At 71.4% G+C, this 20,905-nt stretch carries 16 protein-coding genes and 1 pseudogene; 8 read left to right on the top strand and 9 right to left on the bottom strand.

The features are described from left to right. Positions 1-81: 81 nt before the first annotated feature. On the top strand, positions 82-1,524 hold the full coding sequence (locus VFC33_10045; protein HZR13582.1) for a bifunctional glycosyltransferase/class I SAM-dependent methyltransferase: 1,443 nt from the start codon (positions 82-84) through the stop codon (positions 1,522-1,524). On the opposite strand, the gene VFC33_10050 is transcribed toward VFC33_10045, so the two are convergent. Further along, a complete protein-coding gene (locus tag VFC33_10050; protein HZR13583.1) occupies positions 1,494-3,629 on the bottom strand; it encodes a hypothetical protein in 2,136 nt (711 codons plus the stop codon). The genes VFC33_10045 and VFC33_10050 overlap by 31 nt on opposite strands. Positions 3,630-3,732: 103 nt before the next feature. On the opposite strand from VFC33_10050, the gene VFC33_10055 reads away from it, so the two are divergent. From VFC33_10055 to VFC33_10075, 5 genes are all read left to right on the top strand, one after another. Beyond that, positions 3,733-4,914 (top strand): mannosyltransferase family protein, encoded by a 1,182-nt coding sequence (locus tag VFC33_10055; protein ID HZR13584.1) that lies wholly within the window; start codon positions 3,733-3,735, stop codon positions 4,912-4,914. A gap of 188 nt (positions 4,915-5,102) precedes the next feature. After that, positions 5,103-6,671 carry an NAD(P)/FAD-dependent oxidoreductase gene (locus VFC33_10060; protein HZR13585.1) on the top strand — a complete coding sequence of 523 codons (1,569 nt, stop codon included), beginning with the start codon at positions 5,103-5,105 and terminating at the stop codon, positions 6,669-6,671. A gap of 43 nt (positions 6,672-6,714) precedes the next feature. Beyond that, the gene (locus tag VFC33_10065) at positions 6,715-7,947 is read left to right on the top strand and encodes an acyltransferase (protein HZR13586.1); all 1,233 of its coding nucleotides are present in this window, start codon (positions 6,715-6,717) and stop codon (positions 7,945-7,947) included. Positions 7,948-7,959: 12 nt separating this feature from the next. Further along, positions 7,960-8,787 carry a glycosyltransferase family 2 protein gene (locus VFC33_10070; GenBank protein HZR13587.1) on the top strand — a complete coding sequence of 276 codons (828 nt, stop codon included), beginning with the start codon at positions 7,960-7,962 and terminating at the stop codon, positions 8,785-8,787. Continuing rightward, positions 8,784-9,278 (top strand): DUF2304 domain-containing protein, encoded by a 495-nt coding sequence (locus tag VFC33_10075; GenBank protein ID HZR13588.1) that lies wholly within the window; start codon positions 8,784-8,786, stop codon positions 9,276-9,278. Before VFC33_10070 ends, VFC33_10075 begins: the two co-directional genes overlap by 4 nt. Before the next feature lie 54 nt (positions 9,279-9,332). Here VFC33_10075 and VFC33_10080 read toward each other — a convergent pair. From VFC33_10080 to VFC33_10100, 5 genes and pseudogenes are all read right to left on the bottom strand, one after another. Next, positions 9,333-9,908 (bottom strand): annotated as a pseudogene (locus VFC33_10080) (class I SAM-dependent methyltransferase). 10 nt (positions 9,909-9,918) lie between these two features. Next, entirely contained in the window at positions 9,919-10,743 is an 825-nt protein-coding gene (locus VFC33_10085) for a DUF3473 domain-containing protein (GenBank protein HZR13589.1), read from the bottom strand. After that, complete coding sequence (locus VFC33_10090; GenBank protein HZR13590.1) at positions 10,743-11,690, bottom strand: hypothetical protein; 948 nt, start codon at positions 11,688-11,690, stop codon at positions 10,743-10,745. The genes VFC33_10085 and VFC33_10090 overlap by 1 nt, the downstream gene beginning before the upstream one ends. A gap of 86 nt (positions 11,691-11,776) precedes the next feature. Further along, complete coding sequence (locus VFC33_10095; GenBank protein HZR13591.1) at positions 11,777-13,198, bottom strand: glycosyltransferase family 39 protein; 1,422 nt, start codon at positions 13,196-13,198, stop codon at positions 11,777-11,779. Then, complete coding sequence (locus VFC33_10100; protein ID HZR13592.1) at positions 13,195-14,586, bottom strand: glycosyltransferase family 39 protein; 1,392 nt, start codon at positions 14,584-14,586, stop codon at positions 13,195-13,197. Before VFC33_10100 ends, VFC33_10095 begins: the two co-directional genes overlap by 4 nt. 140 nt (positions 14,587-14,726) lie before the next feature. On the opposite strand from VFC33_10100, the gene VFC33_10105 reads away from it, so the two are divergent. Next, positions 14,727-16,139, top strand: coding sequence for a 4-hydroxyphenylacetate 3-hydroxylase N-terminal domain-containing protein (locus VFC33_10105; GenBank protein HZR13593.1), 1,413 nt, complete (start codon positions 14,727-14,729; stop codon positions 16,137-16,139). A gap of 9 nt (positions 16,140-16,148) precedes the next feature. On the opposite strand, the gene VFC33_10110 is transcribed toward VFC33_10105, so the two are convergent. From VFC33_10110 to VFC33_10120, 3 genes are read right to left on the bottom strand one after another with little or no spacing between them, the layout of a single operon-like run. Next, on the bottom strand, positions 16,149-17,357 hold the full coding sequence (locus tag VFC33_10110) for a hypothetical protein (GenBank protein HZR13594.1): 1,209 nt from the start codon (positions 17,355-17,357) through the stop codon (positions 16,149-16,151). A gap of 9 nt (positions 17,358-17,366) precedes the next feature. Continuing rightward, complete coding sequence (locus VFC33_10115; protein ID HZR13595.1) at positions 17,367-18,794, bottom strand: MBL fold metallo-hydrolase; 1,428 nt, start codon at positions 18,792-18,794, stop codon at positions 17,367-17,369. Further along, entirely contained in the window at positions 18,794-19,606 is an 813-nt protein-coding gene (locus VFC33_10120) for a class I SAM-dependent methyltransferase (GenBank protein ID HZR13596.1), read from the bottom strand. The genes VFC33_10115 and VFC33_10120 overlap by 1 nt, the downstream gene beginning before the upstream one ends. Positions 19,607-19,703: 97 nt before the next feature. Between VFC33_10120 and VFC33_10125 the strand changes: the two genes are divergently transcribed. Further along, positions 19,704-20,894 (top strand): glycosyltransferase family 4 protein, encoded by a 1,191-nt coding sequence (locus VFC33_10125; protein HZR13597.1) that lies wholly within the window; start codon positions 19,704-19,706, stop codon positions 20,892-20,894. The last annotated feature ends 11 nt before the right edge of the window (positions 20,895-20,905 follow it).

The following is a 20,905-nucleotide window of genomic DNA, read 5'->3' on the forward strand; positions in this document are numbered from 1 at the left end:
ACGAACGGCCGGTGTGGCCACGGGCGGTGACGGGTACAGCTACCGATCGACCATCGAGCGCCGGGCCCAGCGGGGGTGAGCGTGGAGCGCAAGCGGATCGGCGTCCTCGTCGTCGCGTACAACGCGTCGTCGACGCTCGCGAAGGTCCTCGACAGGATCCCACGCGACTTCGTGCACCGGATCGACTCGGTGCTCATCTGTGACAACGCCAGCGAGGACTCCACGTACCTCGTGGGGCTGGGCTACAAGCAGGTGTGCGGCGATCTGCCGATCACCGTCCTCCGCCAGCCGCGCAACCTCGGGTACGGCGGCAACCAGAAGACGGGCTACCAGTGGGCGATCGACGAGGACCTCGACATCGTCGTGCTGCTCCACGCCGACGGTCAGTACGCGCCCGAGCTCCTGCCCGAGATCGTCGCGCCCCTCGAGCGCGGCGAGGCCGACGCGGTGTTCGGGTCGCGGATGATGAACCGCGGCGACGCGCTCCGAGGCGGCATGCCGCTCTACAAGTACGTCGGCAATCGCATCCTGACGACAGTGGAGAACTCGCTCGTCGGCATGGACCTCAGCGAGTGGCACAGCGGGTATCGCGCGTACAGCGTTGCGACGCTGCGCGAGGTCCCGTTCACGAGGCTGTCCGACGACTACGACTTCGACACCGGGATCATCCTGCAGCTCCACGAGGCCGGGAAGAGGATCGTCGAGCTGCCGATCCCGACCTTCTACGGCGACGAGATCTCGTACGTCAACGGTGTCCGCTACGCGAAGGACATCGTGCGGGAGGTCTTGCGCTACCGCGCGCACAAGGCCGGGCTCGGGACCGGCGAGACCGCGTTCGCGACGCCGGCCGCGGAGTGGGAGCAGGGGACCGAGGCCACACAGACCCGGATCATCGCGTGGCTCGCGCCGCGGCCCGCGAGCCGGATCCTCGATCTCGCGTGCGGCGACGGCGCGCTCGGCGCGCGGCTGCGTCGGTGTGGTCACCAGGTCGTCGGCGTCGACGCCGAGGAGCGTCCCGGCGTCGCGGACCGGCTCGACAAGTTCGTCGCGGCCGACGTCGATCAGGGCATCCCGGCCGACGTGGGCGACGGGTTCGACACGGTCATCGTCGGTCATGCGCTCGAGGAGGTCCGTGACCCCGAGCGTCTCCTGGCCGACGTCCGCCGGCTGATGCAGCCCCACGGCACGGCGATCGTGGCCGTCTCGAACTTCGCGCACTGGTACCCGCGTGTGCGGACCGTCGCCGGCCGGTTCGACTACGACCGCCAGGGAATCCTCGACCGGTCGCATCTCCGGTTCTTCACGCGCCGCAGCTTCGAGCGCCTCGCGCGCGACACCGGGTTCAGCGCCCGACGCCGGGCGGTGTCAGGTGTGCCGTTCGAGACGCTGCCCCCGCCGCTCACACGCGCGGGCGCGCGGGCGCGGCGGTGCGCACAGCTGACGGACCGGTTCGGCGCGACGACCTGGCCCTCGCTGTTCGGGTTCGAGCTGCTCTACGAGCTCGATCCGGCCCGTCCCTGCTGACGGACGGCCGCGGCGACCGAGCCGCCGATGCGGTCGCACAGCGGTGTCGCGACCGGCAGGGCGCGCGCACTCGACACGGCACCTGCCGCGCCGGTCGTCACGACACGCGGAGTCCCGACCGGGACGTGTGCGGCAGCTCGCAACGCGGTCCGGCCGTCGAGCGTGGCTGAGACGACACCGAGGGAACGATCGAGCAGCGCGTCGACCACGACGGGCCGTCCAGTCGGCGCGACGACCGGATCGCCCTCGATCGCGTGTCCGGATGTGTCGACGATGCCGACGCGCGCGTGTGACCCGTCGACGCGGCGGACCGTCAGCTGCAGCGGCGCGGCGGCGCCGACGGTGGCGATCGTCGCTCTCGAGGTCGGGCGGGCACCCGCCGCGAGAACGACCGCGGCGCGCACGTGCCCGCCGGCCGCGCCGAGCTCGAGCTGGCGCCATCCGGCCCGCGGCTCCCACCAGTAGAGGCCGGCGCAGCGACCCACGACCACGAGCGCGTCCGGGGAATGGTCACGCGGCAGCGTGTCGACGTGTCGCGCCGCCCATCCCCGCGTGCCCAACGTGTTCGCGACGCTCTCCTGGAACCCGAAGAAGCCGGTGCGCAGCGTGGGCGTGATCGATCCGTAGACGCGCTGGTACGTGAGCGTGATCGCGCCGTTGGCCCAGACGGTGAACAGCGCGAGCAACGTGACGGCGAGGAATGCGGCGGCGTGGCGTCGTGGTCGACGGCTCCACGACCGGTCCACGTGTCGCAACGCGTACTGCATCCCGACAACCGCGGGCAGGAGGACGAGCGGCACGAAGTCGATCAGGTACCGGTTGGCGATGAACCCGATCACGAGCGTCGGAACGACCGCGATCGCGGCGGCGAGGGTCGCCGCGCCGAACGTCAGGGCGACGTCCGGACGGACGCGACCGCGTGTGACCGCGACGACCGCGACGACGGCGAACACGAGGAGCAACGCCATCGTGGCGGGAACGCTCGACGTCCGGTCGATCGTGTCGAACCGCACTCCGAAGAACGTCTGCACGGATCGCGTCGGGAAGTCGGCGAACGGGAACAGGTGCCAGAGCCGCAGCGCGTCCGGGCGGGCATAGGCCCACACGGTCGTCGCGGCGTAGCGCACGTTGAACAGCGAGCCACCGTTCGCATGGAGCGCCGCGATGCGCGCCGGTTGGTACCTGGAGTAGAGCTGCTTGTCGAAGGGGACGCTGAACCACGTGCCGAACTTCGCGTGGTTGACGAGCGCGTACACCACGACCGGGACCGCCGTCGCGACCGCGATCGGCCACCCGCGGCGTATGCCCCCGACGATGCGGTCCGACGCGCCTCGCGCGTCCCGCCGGACCAGCGGCGACAGGACCGCGCCGGCTGCGAGGATGCCGAGCATGGCCGTCGGCCCGAGCCCGACCGACGGGCGCGCGAGGAGCGCGCACACGCACACGACGGACGCGGCCGCGAGCCGCGTCGCGGTCGGCGAGACCGCGACACCGATCACGAGGTCGAAGCCGACCAGTGCGAGCGCGGTGCCCCACAGCTCGGCCTCGTGGTACACGATCATCCGGCTCGCCGGGAACAGCAGCGCCGACCCGACGCCGAGCGCGAACGTCCACGCGCCCGTCAGCGCGAGCTCGGCCCGGCCGACGGGCGCGTCGCCACGCAGCATGGCGCGCGCTCGCCAGAGGAGCCGGGACGCGCCGAGCATCGCGACCGCGAACGCGAGGATCATCGACACCTCGGTCAGCCGGCCGTCGAAGCGGTGCGTCACCGCGAGCACGGGCATGCGGAGCAACGCGGGGAACGGTCCGTAGTACTCGTACGTCCGCCCGTGGATGACGATGCCCTCGAACGCGAGCGAGCCCGTCGGGACGTTCCAGTGCCCGCGGAAGAGGCTGCGGGCCTGGATGTCGTAGAAGTTCGCGAAGAACGGCGGCCGGGCGAACAGGTTGCTGCGGCCCAGCATCGCGAGCCACGCGAACACGACGAGCGCCGCGACGGCTCCGAGGGCGCAGGCGGACGCGAACCGCCGGGCCGCGGCCGCGTGCTCGGTGTCGACGCCGCCCGGGCTCGCCTCGGGCTCGCCCACGGCCGTCGCGGCCTGCATGGCGGGACACGTTACCGACGGGGTCTCGTCCCGTCGGTGCGCACGTTCACGCGGCGGGGCCGGTACCGTCGCGCGGCTGCGGGACCGGGGAGAGAGCCGACCTATGGCGAGCAAGGTCGAGGCGCCGCCGGCGAGCGGACGCCCGGCTTCGGGCAACGAGGCGACCACGAGCGTCGAGGCCGCCGTTCCGCCGCGCTGGCGCGACGACGCGCGGCACGTTCTCGTCCCGTGGCTCGTCGCGCGCGTCGTCGTCGTCGGTTCGCTCGCGGTCTCCCGCTACCTGTTCACGAACATCGGCCACGGCCGGCGTCCGGTCGCGCTCGGCCAGGGGCTGTTCGCGTGGGACGCCGCGTTCTACCGGTCCATCGCCGAGCACGGCTACCGCTCGTTCGACGGCAGCCTGCGGTTCTTCCCGCTCGTACCCGTCGTCACGCGGATCGTCGGCTGGGTCACCGGCGATGCGGTCGCGCTCGTGCTCGTCGCCAACGCGAGCGCGTTCGTGCTCGCGGTGCTGCTCGCGCGGCTCGTCCGGCGCGACCTGCACGACGAGGTCGCGGTCGACCGCGCCGTGTGGCTCGTGGCGATCGCGCCCTCCGCCGCGGTCCTCGTGCTCGGATACGCCGAGGCGACGTTCATGGCGCTCGCGGTCGCCACGTTCCTCGGGCTCCGCAGTCGCCGGTGGTGGGTCGCGGCGCTGTGCGGATATCTCGCCGGGCTCACGCGGCCGCTCGGTGCGCTCCTCACGATCGGGGCCGCCGTCGAGGCCGGGCGCGGGTGGCGCGGCGCGAGCACGCGAGAGCGGATCGAGCGTTCGATCGCGGTCGTCGCGCCCGCCGCGGGGACGGGGACGTTCCTCGCGTGGGTCGGCGCGCGCTACGGGGACTGGCTCGAGCCCCTGCACCTCCAGCAGCGCGGGATCGCGCGCGGGGGGTTCCTCGACCCGGCCCGTGCGCTCTGGCACTCCGCGCAGGAGCTGCTCGGCCGCCACCATGTCGGGACCGGCCTGCACTTCGTGTGGGCGCTCGGGTTCCTCGCGCTGCTGGTCGTCGTCGCCCGCCGGCTGCCCGCCTCGTACACGGCGTTCGCCGGGACCGGGCTCCTGCTCGTCCTGTCGTCGCACAACCTCGACTCGCTGGAGCGGTACGCGCTCTCCCTGTTCCCGCTGGTCGTCGCCGGGGCGGTGCTGATCCGGAGCGAGTCGGTCGCGCGGCCGGTGCTGCTGCTGTCGGTCGCGGGCCTCGTCGGCTACTCCGTGCTGGCCTTCTTCGGCGTGTACGTGCCCTGAGCAGGGCGTTCGCGCGTCGCGAACGATGGCGCGGACCGGACACCCGGCGGCGGCCGGTCGCTACACTGCGTAGCCGCCGGAGGGGCGGCAGCCCGCGTCACGCGTGCGCGCCCGGCGCCCGACGGCACCCGGCCCGACGACACCGGCATGGTGGGGACCCGCATCCGGCCGACGCATCGCGGAGCGACATGACCAACCAGGAAGCGACGTCCTCGACCTCGACCACCGTGGACGACCCCGCGTCGCGAGAGTGCCAGGTGGTGATCATCGGCGCGGGTCCGGCCGGGCTCACCGCCGCCTACATGCTCATGAAGCGCGGCTACTCGTCGACGGTCCTCGAGGCGGACGACGTCGTCGGCGGCATCAGCCGGACGGTCGAGCGCGACGGGTGGCGCTTCGACATCGGCGGACACCGCTTCTTCACGAAGGTCAAGCCGGTCGACGACCTCTGGTTCGAGATCCTCGGCGAGGACGAGTTCCTGCGCCGTCCCCGGATGAGCCGCATCTTCTACCGGGGGAAGCTGTTCGACTACCCGATCGTGCCCCTGCAGGCACTGAAGACGCTCGGGCTCGTCGAGGCGGTGCGCTGCGGCGGGTCGTACCTGTGGGTCCGGGTCAAGCCGCCGAAGGACCAGGAGCACCTCGAGGGCTTCTACGCGCGTCGCTTCGGATGGCGTCTCTACCAGCACTTCTTCAAGACGTACACGGAGAAGGTCTGGGGCGTGCCGGTCTCCGAGCTGTCGGCCGACTGGGGCGCGCAGCGCGTCAAGGACCTCTCGCTGTTCAAGGCGCTGTGGGAGGGCCTCAAGCCGAAGTCGATGAAGGCCCGGCGGGACAAGTCGAAGCAGGTGACGAGCCTGATCGAGGAGTTCAACTACCCGAAGTACGGGCCCGGTCAGATGTGGGAGAAGGCGACCGACCTCGTGACGGCAGCAGGGACGAAGGTCGTCTTCAACAGCAAGGTCACCGCGGTCCACCACCGCAATGGACGCGCGTACGCGGTCACCGCCGAGACGGACGGCGTCCCGAGCCGTTACGACTGCACCGACGTCGTCTCGTCCATGCCGATGAGCGCGCTGGTCAAGGCGATGGACCCGCCGCCCCCCGCCGACGTCCTCACGGCTGCGAACGACCTCCGCTACCGCGACTTCATGACTGTGGCGCTCGTCGTGCCGGAGGAGTACAGCTTCCCGGACAACTGGATCTACATCCACGACCCGGACGTGAAGGTGGGGCGCATCCAGAACTTCGGGCGCTGGTCGCCGTACCTCGTGAAGGACGGGCGGACCTGTCTCGGCCTCGAGTTCTTCGTGACCGAGGGCGACGAGATGTGGACCAAGCCCGACGACGAGCTGATCGAGCAGGCCAAGCGCGAGCTGCACCACCTCGGTCTCGCCGACGCGTCGCGTGTCGAGGCCGGCTACGTCGTGCGCGTCCCGAAGGCGTATCCGCACTACGACGACCACTACAAGCACAACGTCGACGTGATGCGCGAGTGGATCGCGCAGCACTGCTCGAACGTGTATCCCGTGGGTCGCAACGGGATGCACAAGTACAACAATCAGGATCACTCGATGTACACCGCGATGCTCTCGGTCGAGAACATCCTCGGCGCGCACCACGACGTGTGGAGCGTCAACGTCGAGCAGGAGTACCACGAGGAAGGCGACGAGGAAGGCGACGGCACTGCCGAGTCGGGGACGGGGCGCGCCGCGCCGGTCATCCCGCGCCGCGTCTCGGACGCGTCGTCGTCCTGACACGCACGCGCGGCCGGTCGACCCGCGCCGAGCGGGGGAGGGCATGATCGAGCGCCTCGGGGACCAACCGGTTGCGGAGACCGCGGCGCCCGCGAAGCGTGCCCACTTCCGATGCCTCGACGCGTACCGCGCGATCGGGATGCTGATGATCCTGCTGTTCCACGCGCACTTCTACGCGCTCGCGCACAAGATGGGCGTCCTCGGCCCCGTGTTCGGGCGCTTCGACGTCGCCCTGCCGTTCTTCTTCGTGCTCTCGGGCTTCCTGCTGTTCCGGCCCTACGTCGTGGCCCTGCTCGCGGACCGTCCGCCGGCCTCGGCGGCCCGCTTCTACCGCAACCGTGCGATCCGCATCTTCCCGGCGTACTGGTTCGCGCTCCTCGGGGCCGTGCTGCTCTTCGACGTGCGCTTCCACAGCGTCGGCGAGTTCCTGACCTTCGCGTTCGTCCTGCAGATCTACCGGTCGTCGCTCGTGTTCGGCTCACGGTTCCAACCCATCTACCAGTCATGGAGCATCGCGACGGAGATCGGCTTCTACCTGCTGCTCCCGCTGCTCGCCTGGGGACTGCGCCGTGCCGTCGCGGGGCGTGACGACCGCGTGAAGATCACCGGGTGCGTCGCGCTCGTCGCCGCGTTGTACGTCGTCGGCACCGCCTTCCGTGCGGCCGTCGTCGCGTTCCACCCGAGCTGGCAGGGGAGCGCGGTGCTGAGCGTGGGCGCGTGGCTCGACATCTTCGCGATCGGGATGATCCTCGCCGTCGCGAGCGCGTGGCACGCGCACACCGGACGGCACGTGACCGTGCTCGAGTGGCTCTCGCACCACATCGTCGTGTCGTGGGCGCTCGCGGCCGTGTTCTTCTGGATCACGACGCGCTTCGCGCCGCCGAAGCAACCCCTCGTCTTCCACGGGACCGAGTACGTCGCGCGCTACTTCCTCTACGGGCTGGTGTCGTTCTTCTTCCTCGTGCCCGGCATGATCGGCGACCAGGGCGTCGGCCGGATCCGGGGCGTGCTCGGCAGCCGGGTCCTCACCTTCCTCGGCACGATCTCGCTCGGCTTCTACCTGTTCCACGTCGGGTTCCTCGGACGCGCGCAGGCGTGGACGGGCGCGGGCGCGTTCCAGGCGAGCTTCGTCGAAGAGGTCGCGATCGCGGTGCCGCTCACACTCGTCGCCGGAACCGTCAGCTACTTCCTCGTCGAGCGGCCGGCGCTGCGCTGGAAGGGTGACCGGCGATCGCGGCGCGCGCCGGCACGGCGCCGAGCGCCGGCAGGCACGTAACCTTTGTCCGGCATGCGCACCGAACCGACGACGCGGCCGGGCTCGACGGCGGTCGCCGGAGCCGCCGGCTCCCCGCTCGGGCGCACGCTCGTCCTCATCCCGGCGTACAACGAGGCCGAGGCGCTGCCGGCCGTGCTCGACGAGCTCGCCCGCGAGCGGCCCGACCTCGACGTGCTCGTCGTGTCCGACGGGTCGACCGACGGCACCGCCCGGGTGGCCCGGGCCGCCGGTGTTGCCGTCGTCGAGCTGCCCTTCAACCTCGGGATCGGCGGCGCGCTGCGCACCGGGTTCCGCTATGCCGTCGATCACGGCTACGACGCGGCCGTCCAGTTCGACGCCGACGGTCAGCACGACCCGCACGCGGTCCAGCGGCTGCTCGACGCCGTCGCGTCGGGCGCCGACCTCGTCATCGGGAGCCGCTTCATCGCGGGAGGCGCGCCGACGTACCGCGTCGGCCGCGTCCGCCGGATCGCGATGCGGGGGCTACAGCGCGTCGTCCGCGTGCTCGTCGGCCGGGAGTTCACGGACACGAGCTCCGGGTTCCGCGGCTTCTCGTCGGCGATGCTGTCGTTCTTCGCGCTGAACTACCCGGTCGAGTACATGGACTCGGTCGAGGCGCTCGTCCTCGCGGTCAACGCGGGCTACGACGTGCGCGAGATCGCGGTCGACATGCGCGGCCGGACCGGTGGTGCGCCGTCGACGCGCGGATGGCGCCTGGCGTACTACTACGCGCGCCTGCTCGTCGTGCTGCTCACCTCCTACACCCGTCCCGGACACCGGCCGCAGGTGGCACGACTCGAACCCGCGTCCGCGCGCGCGCTCGACGGAGGTGCGCGATGAGCCTGCGCGCGCACATCTCCATCCTGCTGCTCGCGCTGCTCACGCTCGGGTTCATCCTGCAGCTCGTCCGCCGTCACCGGCTCAAGGCGAAGTACTCGGTGCTGTGGGTGTCGCTCGGACTCGGGCTCGCGATCCTCGCGTCGGCCCCGATGCTGCTCGAGCGCTTCTCGGACCTCGTCGGCATCAAGACGCCGGCATTCACGTTCCTGCTCATGGCGATCACGTTCCTGCTCGTGCTCGCGCTCCACTTCTCGTGGGAGCTCTCCCGGCTCGAGGACCGGACGCGCGCGCTCGCGGAGGAGTGCGCGCTGCTGCGCGAGCGCGTCGAGCGGGCCGCCCCGGAGCGCGAGGCCGAGACGTTGCTGAGGTCAGCGGGGAACGGGACGACCGATCACGAGCATCTCGTCGGCGACGAACGGCGCGCCGAGACGCCCGAGCGTCCGCGTGAACCACAGCAGGGTGGTACCGCCGGCGCGCAGCAGGCGCCCTGACGACGTCGTCGGCTTCACGGTCGTCACGAACGTGTGGAACTCGGTCGCCTCCCAGCCGTGACGCGCCATGAGCGTCGTGAGCGTCCGCCAGCTGAACATCGTGACGTGATCGGGATGGGTGATCTCGTAACCGACGATCGCAGCGAGCGCGTTCCCGAGGCAGTTCGCGTTCGGCGTCGTGAGCACGAGCTGCCCGCCGTCTCGCACGAGCGGGTGCAACGCGTCGAGGAACGCGCCCGGCGCGTCGAGGTGCTCGATCACCTCACCGGCGATGACGACGTCCGCGGGCGGCAGCCCGAGCGCGCGCACGGACTCGACGTCGCGGCAGTCCGCGACGTAGGCCTCGTACCCCGCGGCCTTCGCGGCCTCGACGCCCGCGACGTCGACGTCGATGCCGACCAGCGAACCCGCGGTCTGCGCGAGGTGGGCGTGCAGCCACGTGCCCGCGCCCTGCTGCATCTCCCGACAGCCCGCGTCGGCGAAGCCGACATGGATCACGGACTTCCCGCGCACGAGCCCGCTGAGGAACGGCAGGCGGTCGACGACCGTCGCCCGCGGGAGGCGGTGGATCATCGCCGCCTGGTCGAACTCGGCACCGCTCGTGTGCGGCGCGCCGGCAACCTCGCTCATGACCGTCCGCTCACGCGGCCACCCTCGCGAGGACGGGCAGATCGTCCGGCAGCGATGCGACGCGTTCGCGCAGCGGCGGCGCGCTGCGTCCCGAGAGCACGCGGTCGACGCGGTCGAACATCACCGACCGGCGCCGCCAGATCAGCCGGCTCCCGACCCGGCCGGCCTCGGGCAGCACGCGGAACGGCTCGTCGGGATCGAAGTCGTACGGGTGCGCGTAGGTCCAGGCGACGGTGCAGTCGGTCAGGAGTTGCATGCCGGTACGGATCGCCGGCCACGGCAGGTTCCGCAGCCAGACCCCGGCGAGGAAGGGGAAGCCCGCCCGGCCGCGTCGGAGCACCGGGCACGGCAGCTCGACGATCCCGTTCGGCCACCGGAACGCACCGGCCGGGCACGTCGGGTCGCCGAAGAGCGGGTGACGGATCGGCAGCACGCTCGCCGAGTACGTGAAGCCGAGCCCGGCGAGGACATCGAGGGCCCAGCGCGTCGAGGGCACGAGCGAGAACATCGGCGCCCGGTACCCCACCACGGGCTGCTGCGCGAGGTCTTCCAGCCGTGCCTTGACGTCCGCGATCCCGGGCCGGAAGCCGTCGGCGGTCAGCTCGGGCAGCGCGACGTGCCGGTGGCCGTGGACCGCCAGCTCGTGGCCGTCGGCCGCGATTGCGCGCACGAGCCCGGGGTCCTCGTCGACGACGTCGCCGACGAGGAAGAAGGTGCCGCGCACGCCGCGCTCACCGAGGAACTCGAGGACCTCGCGTGTCGAGGCGAGATGGCGCGGGTCCGTCGCGATGTCGTCGCGGTGATCCTCGACGTCGAGCGTGAACGTGATGCGCATCAGAACGCGTCGACATCGAGGAACTCGTACGTCGTGAGCTCGACGGCGTCCTGGTCGATCGTCCCGTCGAGCTGGCGCACCAGCATGAACAGCGGCGCCGGTCGGATCCGCTTCGGCGGTTCGAACCCGCGGATCACGACGTGCTCGTTCGTCCCGCCGTGCAGCGCGAGCGGCGTGCGGTGGTGGCGGCATGCAGCCGCGACGACGCGCTTCGACGACAGTGGGCCGCGCCGGCCGCCGCGCGGCAGCAGCTTCAGCAGCACCGCAGCCGGAACACCGCGCTGCACCGTGCGCGAGCTCACCGCGAAGATCTCGTCGCTGACGTGCACGGAGTAGTGCGCGTGCGGGCGCCGCAGGCGCCAGCGCAGCTGCTCGGTCGTCCAGCAGTTCGTGACGCCCGTCGTCGGGTACTCGTCGAGGTCGCGCGTCAGCTCCTCGAAGTCCGCGCTCCCGAGGAACGACTCCGTGACCGGGTACGTGTCGACGCCGCCCGTCGACAGCGTGGTCGGGACGACGAGCTTGATCGTCATCTGCCCGTAGAGCCGCCAGCCGAGGTACTTGACGCCCGCCCCGACGGACTTCTCGTTCGGGAGCGCGGTCGCGAGCCGCCGTCCGTCGTTGCCCGCCTTCTCGTAGACCTGCTTCGCGATCGTGACGAAGTAGCCCTTGCGCTGCGTCCCGGAGCGGGTGACCGCGTTGAGCGAGTAGCAGCCCGGGACGGGCCCGTTCGCGTCGCGGTAGTCCTGCGGGATGAGGGCGTAGTGCGTCATCCGCACGCCGTCCTCGTCGACCGCCTCCTGGTACGCGGGCCCGAGCGGGTTCTCGTCGTAGAGCCACCGCAGGTACGCGTCGTCGGCGAAGCGGACGTCGGGCAGCTCCGCGTTGAGGAGCTCGGTGTTGGCGCGGTTGTCGCGCTGTCGGTCGTCGGACGGGGTCGTCTCGGACATGCCTCGGGCCTCGTTGCCGTCGTTCGTCACTCCGCCACGGCGCGCGGGAGCCCACGCACTGCGGTCCGGGTCGCGCCGGCGGAAGTCTACCGAGCGACCGCCGGGCCGGGCGTGGCCGGCGTGTCGTCGCGACGGGCACGGCGCCGCGCGACGAGGCCGGCGACGACGGCTTCGATCGTCGTCGCGCCGGCGATCACGATGCCCGGCTCGGCGCTGACGCGATACCGGAGCACGCCGAACGTCATGGCGGCCGAGGCCGTCACGACGACGATCGGCACCACGATCGGGGAGATCGGGAGCCCGCGGCGCTTGAAGATCACGAGACCGGCGATCGCGAGGGGCACGAGCACCCACGTCGTGTCGGCGGCGAGCCGCGACGCGAGGAGCGTGCGGCCCTCGATCTCGGCCTCGAACCACTCCGTCTGCCTGGGTCGCCAGACGCCCCACAGGCGCCCGACCCGGGCGGCCATCACGACCGGGAGCCGGTTCAGATGGTGCTTGATGTACGTGACCGCCTCGTGGCGGACGACGGCGTCACGCTCGGACGCGTCGCCGGGGATCGTGCCCTTGCGGCCGATCACGTCGTGGCAGTTGAAGTACCAGCCCTCGTACTTGCCGTGGTACGTCTGGTCGCAGCTCGCCGCGGACAGCACGGACCCGTAGCTGTCGCTCATGTACACGGGCTTCTGGAACCGGCTCAGGTTGTAGATCACCCACGGCGCGATCAACGCGGCCATGACGAGCCCCGTGACGACGAGCAGCCGGAAGCAACGCGCCAGCCCGAGTCGCCGCCGCATCCCCCAGAGCAGGAACACCGCGACGAGCGGGCCGATGAAGAGGATCTCGCTGCGGCTGTTCGCCGCGAGACCGAACGCGACGCCGAGCAAGATCGCGTTCCGCGTCGTCGGCCGGAACCAGAACGTGTACGCGGCGAGCAGCAGGAACGCGACCGTGAGCGCGGCCATCGACTCCGACAGCAGCATGCCGTCGTTGATCCAGAGGTTCGCGTAGACGGCCGCGATCGCGGCCGCGATCAGCCCGACACGCTCGTTGACGACCTTCCGGCCGGTCAGGCCGATGCCGATGACCGCGCCCGTACCGAGGAAGGTCGACGCGACGCGGTGCGCGGTGACGCTCCAGAACCCGAGTCGCGAGACGACCGCGAGGTAGAGCGTGTACAGCGGCGGGTTCGCGGCCGCCGGCGCGCGGACGCGGCCGTGACTCGACGCGAACCGCAACGGGTCGATGAACCAGTTGCCGTCCGCGACCGTCCACGCCTGGCGGTGGTAGTAGATCGCGTCACCACCGATCCGGTAGTAGTCGTAGCCGACGAGCACGAAGTACAGACGGATCGCGAGCGCGACGAGCGCGATGACGACGAGCCCGATCACGAACGTGCGGGTCGCGTCGCGCAGCGGCCGTACCGGCGGCGGGATCTCCTCTGCCCGGCGCGCCGCACGGCTCGCCGCGACCCTCGTGTCGCGGTCGACCGCGAGCGTGTCGCTCACGATCTGGCGCTCCCGAGTGTGAGCCCTTCGTCGGCGTTCTCGGCACCGAGCCGTCGCCGCGTCCACCGGATCGCGGCGTCGAGCGCGACGGCCGCGAGCACCACCGCGGCCGCGTCGAAGCCGGCCCGATATCGCGTGACGCCGAACGTCAGCGCGGCCGCGACGATCACGGAGATCGTCAGCGCGACCCACGGGCTGATCGGTAGCTTGCGCCGCCACATCACGACCGCACCCGCGATCGCCAACAGCGTGATCGGGTAGTACTGCCAGAGCGCGATGCGCGACGGCCAGCGTCCCCGCCGTTCGAAGAACGTGTCGAACTGGATGCTCTGGCGGACGCGGTAGACCTGGAACAGCCGGCCGACGCGTGCAGCGGTCACCTTGGGGAGCTCGCCGAGGTGCGTGCGGACGTAGTGCTGGGCCTCCTTGCGTGCCTCGGTGTCGAGGACGGTCTCGTCATCGGTGTTCTGGAAGCCCTTGATCCCGCACGTCCACGACCAGTACCCGAGGTATGTCCCCGAGTACCCGGCGTCGCAGTCGCCGAAGGTCATCGCGACGCCCGATCCGGTCACGATGAAGATGTGGTGCTTGAACCGGCCCGTGTTGTTGTAGATCACCCAGGGTCCGATGACGATCGCCGCGGTCAGCGCGGCGACGCCGACCATCTTGAGCCGGCGCGACCACGACGCGTTCGGGATGCGCAGCGCGATCGGCACGACCGCCAGCGGGTAGAGGAAGATCGCCTCCGACCGCGTCAGCGACGCGAGCCCGATCCAGAGGCTCATCCACGCGAACCGTCCCCACGTCGGCCGCTTCCAGCACCGGATCGCGGACCACAGGAACAGCGAGATCAACACGACGTACGGCGTCTCGGACAGGAGCGCGGCGTCGTTGATCCAGAGGTTCGCGTACAGGGCGGCGAGGACGGCGGCGATCATCCCCGCGATGTCGCCCGCGATCTCGCGGGCGGCGAGCGCGAGGAACACGATCGCGACCGCGCCGAGCACGCACGACCCGAGCCGTTGCTCGAACGGCGTCTCGATCCCGAGCCACGACAACGTGCCGAGGAACACGGGGTACACGGGTGGATGGCCCGCGCTCGGGACGTAACGGTGCTGACCGCCCCACACGAACGGGTTCCCGAAGCCCCAGCCCGTCGCGATCATCTTCCCGGCCGCCCAGTACCAGCGGTTGTCGGTGAGCTTCCCGATCGGCTGGTGGCGTCGCCCGAACCACGTGAACGTGAGCCGGAGCGCGAGGCCGCCCAACGTGACGACGGTCAGCCAGGCCGAGAAGTGCGGGATGCGGTACGCGCGGGCGCGCCGCGGCGTGGGCTCGGAGGCGGTCTCGGGGTCGGTCGTGTCGGTGCGATCGTCGGCGATGCGCACGGCCCTCCCCCGACCGATGTGTGGCGATCGCCTCGCCGGTGCGCGAACTCGGAGCCGACGAGACTACCGGGCGGTTTGTGCGCCGTCCCACCACGGTGGGCAGTCGCCGCGGTACGGACCGATGCCTACACTACCGGCCCATGCGTGCAGCCGCCGAGTACCTGGAGTCGCTCCGCGACGGTCGTGTCGTGCACTACCGCGGGCGCCGCATCGACGACGTCACCAAGGAACCCGACCTGCGCGTGGCGATCGACATGGCCTGCATCGACTTCGACATGGCCGAGGAGCCCGAGCACCGCGACTCGCTCGTCGTCGACGACGACGACACCGGCCGGCCGATCGCGCTGCTGTACCGGATCCCGCGCTCGCCCGAGCACCTGCTCGCCCGGTCCCGTGCGATCGAGCTGACGACGGCCCGCGCCGCGGGCATCCCGCCGCTGATCAAGGAGATCGGCACCGACGCGATGTTCGCCCTCATGCGGGTCCTGCAGGGGGAGCCGTACGAACGGGCACGGGCGCTGTACGAGCGGTGCCGCGACAACGACCTCGCCGTCGCGGTCGCGCAGACCGACGTCAAGGGCAACCGCGCGGTCGGGCCGACCCAGCAGGCCGACCCGGACCTCTACGTCCACGTGGTCGAGGAGCGTCCCGACGGGATCGTCGTGCGCGGTGCGAAGACGCACACGTCCGCGAGCGTGAACGCGAACGAGCTCATCGTGCTCCCGACGCGTGCGATGGGCCCCGGCGACGAGGACTACGCCGTCGCGTTCGCGACGCCGCTGGACGCACCGGGTCTCTCGCTGTACGTGTCGGGCTACAGCGCGGGTGAGCGGGGCGACTTCGAGTTCCCGGCGTCGTCGCGCTCGAAGATGCTCGAGACGCTGACCGTCTTCGACGACGTGTTCGTGCCCTGGGAGCGCGTCTTCCTCTACAAGCAGCCCGAGCTCGCCGGTCCGGTCGCGCTGTCGTTCGTCGAGTACCACCGGTTCACCGCGGTCAGCTACAAGCTCCCGTTGCTCGACGCGTTCGTCGGCGGCGCGGCCCGCATCGCGGACATGAACGGTGTCGGGAAGGCGGGTCACATCCGCGACAAGCTCACGCACCTCATCACGTTCTCCGAGACGGTGCGCGGGCTGACCGAGCTCGCCGCGATCCGCGGTCGCCGCGGCGACCGCGACGTCTGGTATCCCGACCCGCTCACGACGAACATGGCGAAGTTCACGTTCGCGTCGGGGTACCACGCCGCCGTCGAGATGGTGCAGAACTGCGCCGGCGGTCTCCTCGTGACGGGTCCGTCGCAGGCGGACTGGGAGTCCGACGACATCCGCCCCGTCCTCGAGAAGTTCTACGCGGCCGCGGCGCCGGCGGAGGAGCGACTCCGGCTCATGGCCCTCCTGACCGACCTGACGGCGCGCGACCTCGGCGGCTACCACGCTGTGCTCGCGGTGCACGCGGAGGGCTCGGTCGAGGCGGAGAAGATGGCGATCCTGCGCGCGTACGACCCGCGCCGCGCGTACCGCGTCGTCAGCGAGCTGGCGCACCTGTCGGGCTGAGACTCGCCCTCAACCGGCGGCCGCGAGCTGCTGGTCGGTGTGGCCGGCGTGTGCCGCGTGCGCGTGCTGGCAGTCGCTCGCGGGCAGGCTCGCCGGGATCGGTGTCCCGTCGATGACGTGGAGCGCGACCGCCGCGCTGTCCTCGAGCTCCGCGAACGGACCGCACGGGTTCGCCGTCACCCAGACGTGCAGCATCGGCGGGAGGACGATGTTCGTCCCGCTCGTGCACGCGGTGCCCCCGGCGGGGATCGCGCCGATCTCGTCCATCGACCCGTCCCAACAGAGGTCCGGGTGCGTGTGCCACGGCGCGCCGCCGACGTCCGGGACGCTCGCGAAGCTCGTGCCCCACGGCGCGATGTACATCACCGACACGAGATGCAGACGTCCGGCGCGGTCGCCGACGTAGACGAGCGACTCGGGATGCTGCGCGTCGAGCGTCCCCGGGCCGGCGACGAGCGTCCAGTTGACGAAGTGCTCGAACGGCCAGTCGCCGACCCAGCGGTACCCGTCGGCGAGCGCGGTGCGCGCATCGGCCCAGCGCAGCGCAGCGGCGCGCGTCGCGGTGATCAACGCCTGGGGATCGACCTTCGGTCCGGTGGTCGGGACGATCTCGTGGCCCGCGTGCGGATCCGCGCCGGGGTCGTGGCCGGCGGCGAGGTGCGCGGCGTGGTCGTGCGCAGCCGCCGCGGCGGCGGCCGCGCCGGTGCTCGCACGTGCTGTGGACGCCGAACGCGCGCCGGGATCCTTGGCGTGCAGCGCGACAGCGGTGAGCGCGACGACCACGACGGTGCAGCCGAGCGCCGAGCGCAACGGGAGGTCCCGGTAGCTCGCGAGGAACGACGACGGGCCCAGCAGGTACACGCACGACGCGACGAGCCCGACCTCGAGCGTCACGCACAGCAGATCGCGCGCGCCGACCCGTTCGGCACCTTCGATGCCCGGCAGACCCGCGGTCCTGCTGACGACATACGCGACGAGCACGGCGCCGTTGACCGCGATCGCGATCCACAGCACGCGCGCGTCGGTCGTGCGGAGCACCGCGAGGGACCACGCGCCCTGGACGATGGCGACGGCCGCGAGGAGCGCGACGAGTGTCGGGTTCCCGGCGTGTCGCGTCGTGGCGGCCGCGTGGACGAGTGCCGCGCCGAGGGACAGCGCCGCGAGCGCCGGCGGCCAGCCCGGCCCGATCTCGCTCGCGTCGCGCCGGCGTTCGTCCATCGCGGCGTGTCAGGCGGCCTGTTCCTCGTCCTCGCCCGGCGGGGCGAAGTTCTTCGCCATCCGCTCGAGGAACGTCCCGCGCCCGAACAGCGCGCCGATCGCGTCGTAGCCCTCGCGCCGCCTCCGCCACAGCGCGTCGGCGAAGCGCGGGGTGAGCAGGTTGCGCAGCGGCAGGTAGCCGATCTCCCACACCATGACGAGGCCCCAGAACGCCAGGTCCTGGCTCGCACCGCCGGGACGCAGATGGGTCCGGATGCGCATGGAGCCCTGTACGAAGTGCGTGATGCGGTTGTCGATCGCGTCGGCCAGGACGCCTTCGGGGATGCGGATGATCGCGGCGGCGTCGTCTGGTGGTGTGCGCAGCGCGAGCACGCGCGCCTTCGGGACGTCGAGCGTCCAGAACGGGCGGGCACCCGCGGACGGCACCTCGAAGACGATCGGACGCGTCACGACCTTCTTGCGCACCGGCAACGGCAACGCGCGCGCGAACGACTCGAAGTAGTCCGCGAACGTGCGGAAGTCGGGATGGCGGTTCCGCTCCTTCTCGTCCTGCCGCTCGATCGTCGGCGTGATCCGCTCGATCTCGCGCTGGAGGAGGGGCTCGCGGTCGCTCCACCAGTCGTCGTCGGCCAGCTGGAAGCCGCGGTTGCGGTCCCACGAGTCGCCCGGGTTCATCTCGACGAGCTCCGTACGACCGAGACCACCTTCCTTCTCGACGAAGCGCGCGAGCTCGCGCGGCGTGACGATGTGCTGGTTCAGGTCGCGCGTCTCCGGGTGGAGGAACGCAACGAGGCTCGCGAACGGGATCGCGTAGCGGGGCTGCAGGTGGCGCGCGACGTCGACGAAGTCACGCATCGGGGTGTCGCGCGTGACGAGCTGGAGGTCGGCGGGGTCGTCGGCGGTGTAGCAGTACGGGTAGCCCTGCGCCCACGAGAACGTCTTCAGCATGAAGGTCGGCCGGCCGTAGTCGTCGAGCACCTGCTGCAACGAGCGGCCGCGGATCTTGCAGTCGTTCACGTCCACGATCACGGCGTCGCCGGCCTTCACGACGAGGGCGGTGTCGTCGAACCCGTACTGGTAGGTGCAGATCTCGAGGTCCTTCCCGAGGACCTGCCGGTGACCGTGCGGCAGCTCGGTGACCCGGTGGAACCCGAGGCGTCGCAGCTCGCCGCGCATCACGTCGACACCGAAGCGGCCGACGTAGACGTCGACGTCCTTGTCCATCTTGCGCAGCGTCGGGTAGTGGAAGTGATCCGGGTGGTGGTGGGTGAGGTAGAGGAAGTCGGGGTGGAGCCACGACTGGTCGACCTCGCCGATCGGGGGGTAGTGCCACCACGACCGCCAGCCCACCGACCCGAGCAGCCACGGGTCGACGACGAGCGTCCCCGCCGCGGACTCGACGCGCAAGCAGCTGTGCCCGATGAGGGTGAGGCGCATCACGCGGGAGCGTAGGGCTCGCGCGGGGCCCGTGCGACGGCGAACAGGACGGGGGTCGTCTCGGTGATGTCGCGCGTCGGGAAGAAGTGGCTCTCGTCGAGACCGGAGCCGACGCCCGAGCTCGACCCGCCGAGGACCCGGTACACGACCGGGAGCGCGCGCTCGTAGGTCCAGACGTACGCCTTGCGCGGGATCTTCTTGCGCAGCTCGAACCGGTCGAGCTTGAGGATCCGCTCGCCGCTGCTGCGACGGGCCGCGAAGTCGGCCCGGATCGCGTCGTCGCCCTCGAGCCCCCACAGCTCGACGTCGGCGAAGAACAGACCGAGCAGCGACGTGAGCTGCTCGGGTGTGAACAGATACACGTGGAACGGGTTCTCGAAGTCGGCGGGGGCGTTCGGCGTGATGACGAACGCGCTGCCCGTCGGGCGCAGGACGCGCGCGAGCTCGGCGACGTGGGCCTCGGGCGCGGTGAAGTGCTCGATGATGTGGGATGAGCAGATCCAGTCGATCGACCGGTCGCGCACGCCGAGGCGCGCGCCGTCCATCCCCGTGAAGCGCACCGCGGCGTCGCGGCGGCCGCCCGGGCCCCACTCGTGACCGGCCTCGACGGCCGTCGTGGCGTCGTAGTCGGCGCCGATCACGAGGCGTCCGTCGCCCTGGAGCCGGGCGGTCTCGTCGCCCACGCCGCAGCCGACGTCGAGGACCGTTCCGGGCCCGAGCCGGGCGATGACCTCGCGGTAGCCGGCGTCGTGCAGGGCCAGGAGCGAGTCGGGCGTCGCGCCCTGCATCGGCCGTTCGCCGGTGAGCTTCATGGCACCTCGGGGTTGTGCGCGCGGAGCGGGGCGACCGTGGCGGGAGGGTGCGTACACTACCGGCCCATTCGTCCGGCGCCGAGCGGGAGGGATCAACGTGACGGACCGGTCGACCGGCTCGGACGTCGCCAAGCTCGGGGACCTGGCGGCCGAGGCGGGCCTCCATCGCGTGGCCATCCTGGCGTGGCGCGACCTCGACGACCCCGAGGCGGGCGGGAGCGAGGTCCACGCGTCGACGATCGCGAAGCACTGGGCCGAGGCGGGCCTCGAGGTCACGATGCGGACGTCCTTCGCGCCGGGCCGGCCCCAGGTCAGCTGGCGTGACGGCTACCGCGTGATCCGCAAGGCGGGCCGCTACATGGTGTTCCCGCGCGCGGCGTTCAGCGAGATGATGGGCTGGCATGGCGGGCGTGACGGCCTCGTCGAGATCTGGAACGGGATGCCGTTCTTCTCGCCCGTGTGGGCGAGGACGCCGCACATCACGTGGCTGCACCACGTCCACGGCGTGATGTGGGACATGACGCTCCCGCCGCGCCTCGCACGCGCGGGCAAGACCATCGAGTCGCGGCTCGCGCCGCCGCTCTACCGGCGCACGCCGGTCGTGACGCTGTCGGAGTCGTCGAAGCACGAGCTCGTCGAGGACCTGCACTTCAAGCCGAGCCGCGTGACGGTCGTGCCGCCGGGGATCGACCCCCGCTTCACGCCGGGCGGCGAGAAGGCGCCCTACCCGCTCGTCGTCGCGGTCGGGCGCCTCGTCCCCGTGAAGCGCTTCGACGTGCTCGTCGCGTCGCTCGTGGAGCTGAAGCACCGCCATCCCGGCCTGCGCGCGGTGATCGTCGGCGAGGGCTACGAGCGCGAGCGGCTCGAGTCGCAGCTGCACGAGGCGATGGCCGAGGAGTGGATCTCGCTGCCCGGCCACGTCGAGGACGACGAGCTCGTCGACCTCTACCGGTCGGCATGGGTTCTGGCGAGCGCGTCGGCGCGCGAGGGCTGGGGGATGACCGTCACGGAGGCGGCCGCGTGCGGTACGCCGTCGGTCGCGACCCGCATCCCGGGCCACCTCGACTCCGTCGCCGACGGCCGCAGCGGGCTGCTCGTCGACGGGCCCGATCACCTCACCGCGTCGCTCGACCGCGTCCTCGGCGACGCCGACGAGCGTGCGCGCCTGTCGGCGGGCGCGCTCGAGCACGCGCAGCGCTACACGTGGTCCGCGACGGCACTCGGCACGTTGGAGGTGCTCGCGCGCGAAGCGATCCGCCTCCGCGGGCGTCGTCGCGTCAACACGTAGCGACGGGCTCG

This window comes from Acidimicrobiia bacterium (genome assembly GCA_035651955.1).
GTDB lineage: Bacteria > Actinomycetota > Acidimicrobiia > IMCC26256 > JAMXLJ01 > JAMXLJ01.

Coding starts and splice junctions, on each gene's coding strand:
- VFC33_10115 (HZR13595.1), bottom strand. CDS start 18,794: ATGCGCCTCACCCTCATCGGGCACAGCTGCTTGCGCGTCGAGTCCGCG.
- VFC33_10060 (HZR13585.1), top strand. CDS start 5,103: ATGACCAACCAGGAAGCGACGTCCTCGACCTCGACCACCGTGGACGAC.
- VFC33_10065 (HZR13586.1), top strand. CDS start 6,715: ATGATCGAGCGCCTCGGGGACCAACCGGTTGCGGAGACCGCGGCGCCC.
- VFC33_10105 (HZR13593.1), top strand. CDS start 14,727: ATGCGTGCAGCCGCCGAGTACCTGGAGTCGCTCCGCGACGGTCGTGTC.
- VFC33_10075 (HZR13588.1), top strand. CDS start 8,784: ATGAGCCTGCGCGCGCACATCTCCATCCTGCTGCTCGCGCTGCTCACG.
- VFC33_10070 (HZR13587.1), top strand. CDS start 7,960: ATGCGCACCGAACCGACGACGCGGCCGGGCTCGACGGCGGTCGCCGGA.
- VFC33_10055 (HZR13584.1), top strand. CDS start 3,733: ATGGCGAGCAAGGTCGAGGCGCCGCCGGCGAGCGGACGCCCGGCTTCG.
- VFC33_10110 (HZR13594.1), bottom strand. CDS start 17,357: ATGGACGAACGCCGGCGCGACGCGAGCGAGATCGGGCCGGGCTGGCCG.
- VFC33_10050 (HZR13583.1), bottom strand. CDS start 3,629: ATGCAGGCCGCGACGGCCGTGGGCGAGCCCGAGGCGAGCCCGGGCGGC.
- VFC33_10090 (HZR13590.1), bottom strand. CDS start 11,690: ATGTCCGAGACGACCCCGTCCGACGACCGACAGCGCGACAACCGCGCC.
- VFC33_10085 (HZR13589.1), bottom strand. CDS start 10,743: ATGCGCATCACGTTCACGCTCGACGTCGAGGATCACCGCGACGACATC.
- VFC33_10120 (HZR13596.1), bottom strand. CDS start 19,606: ATGAAGCTCACCGGCGAACGGCCGATGCAGGGCGCGACGCCCGACTCG.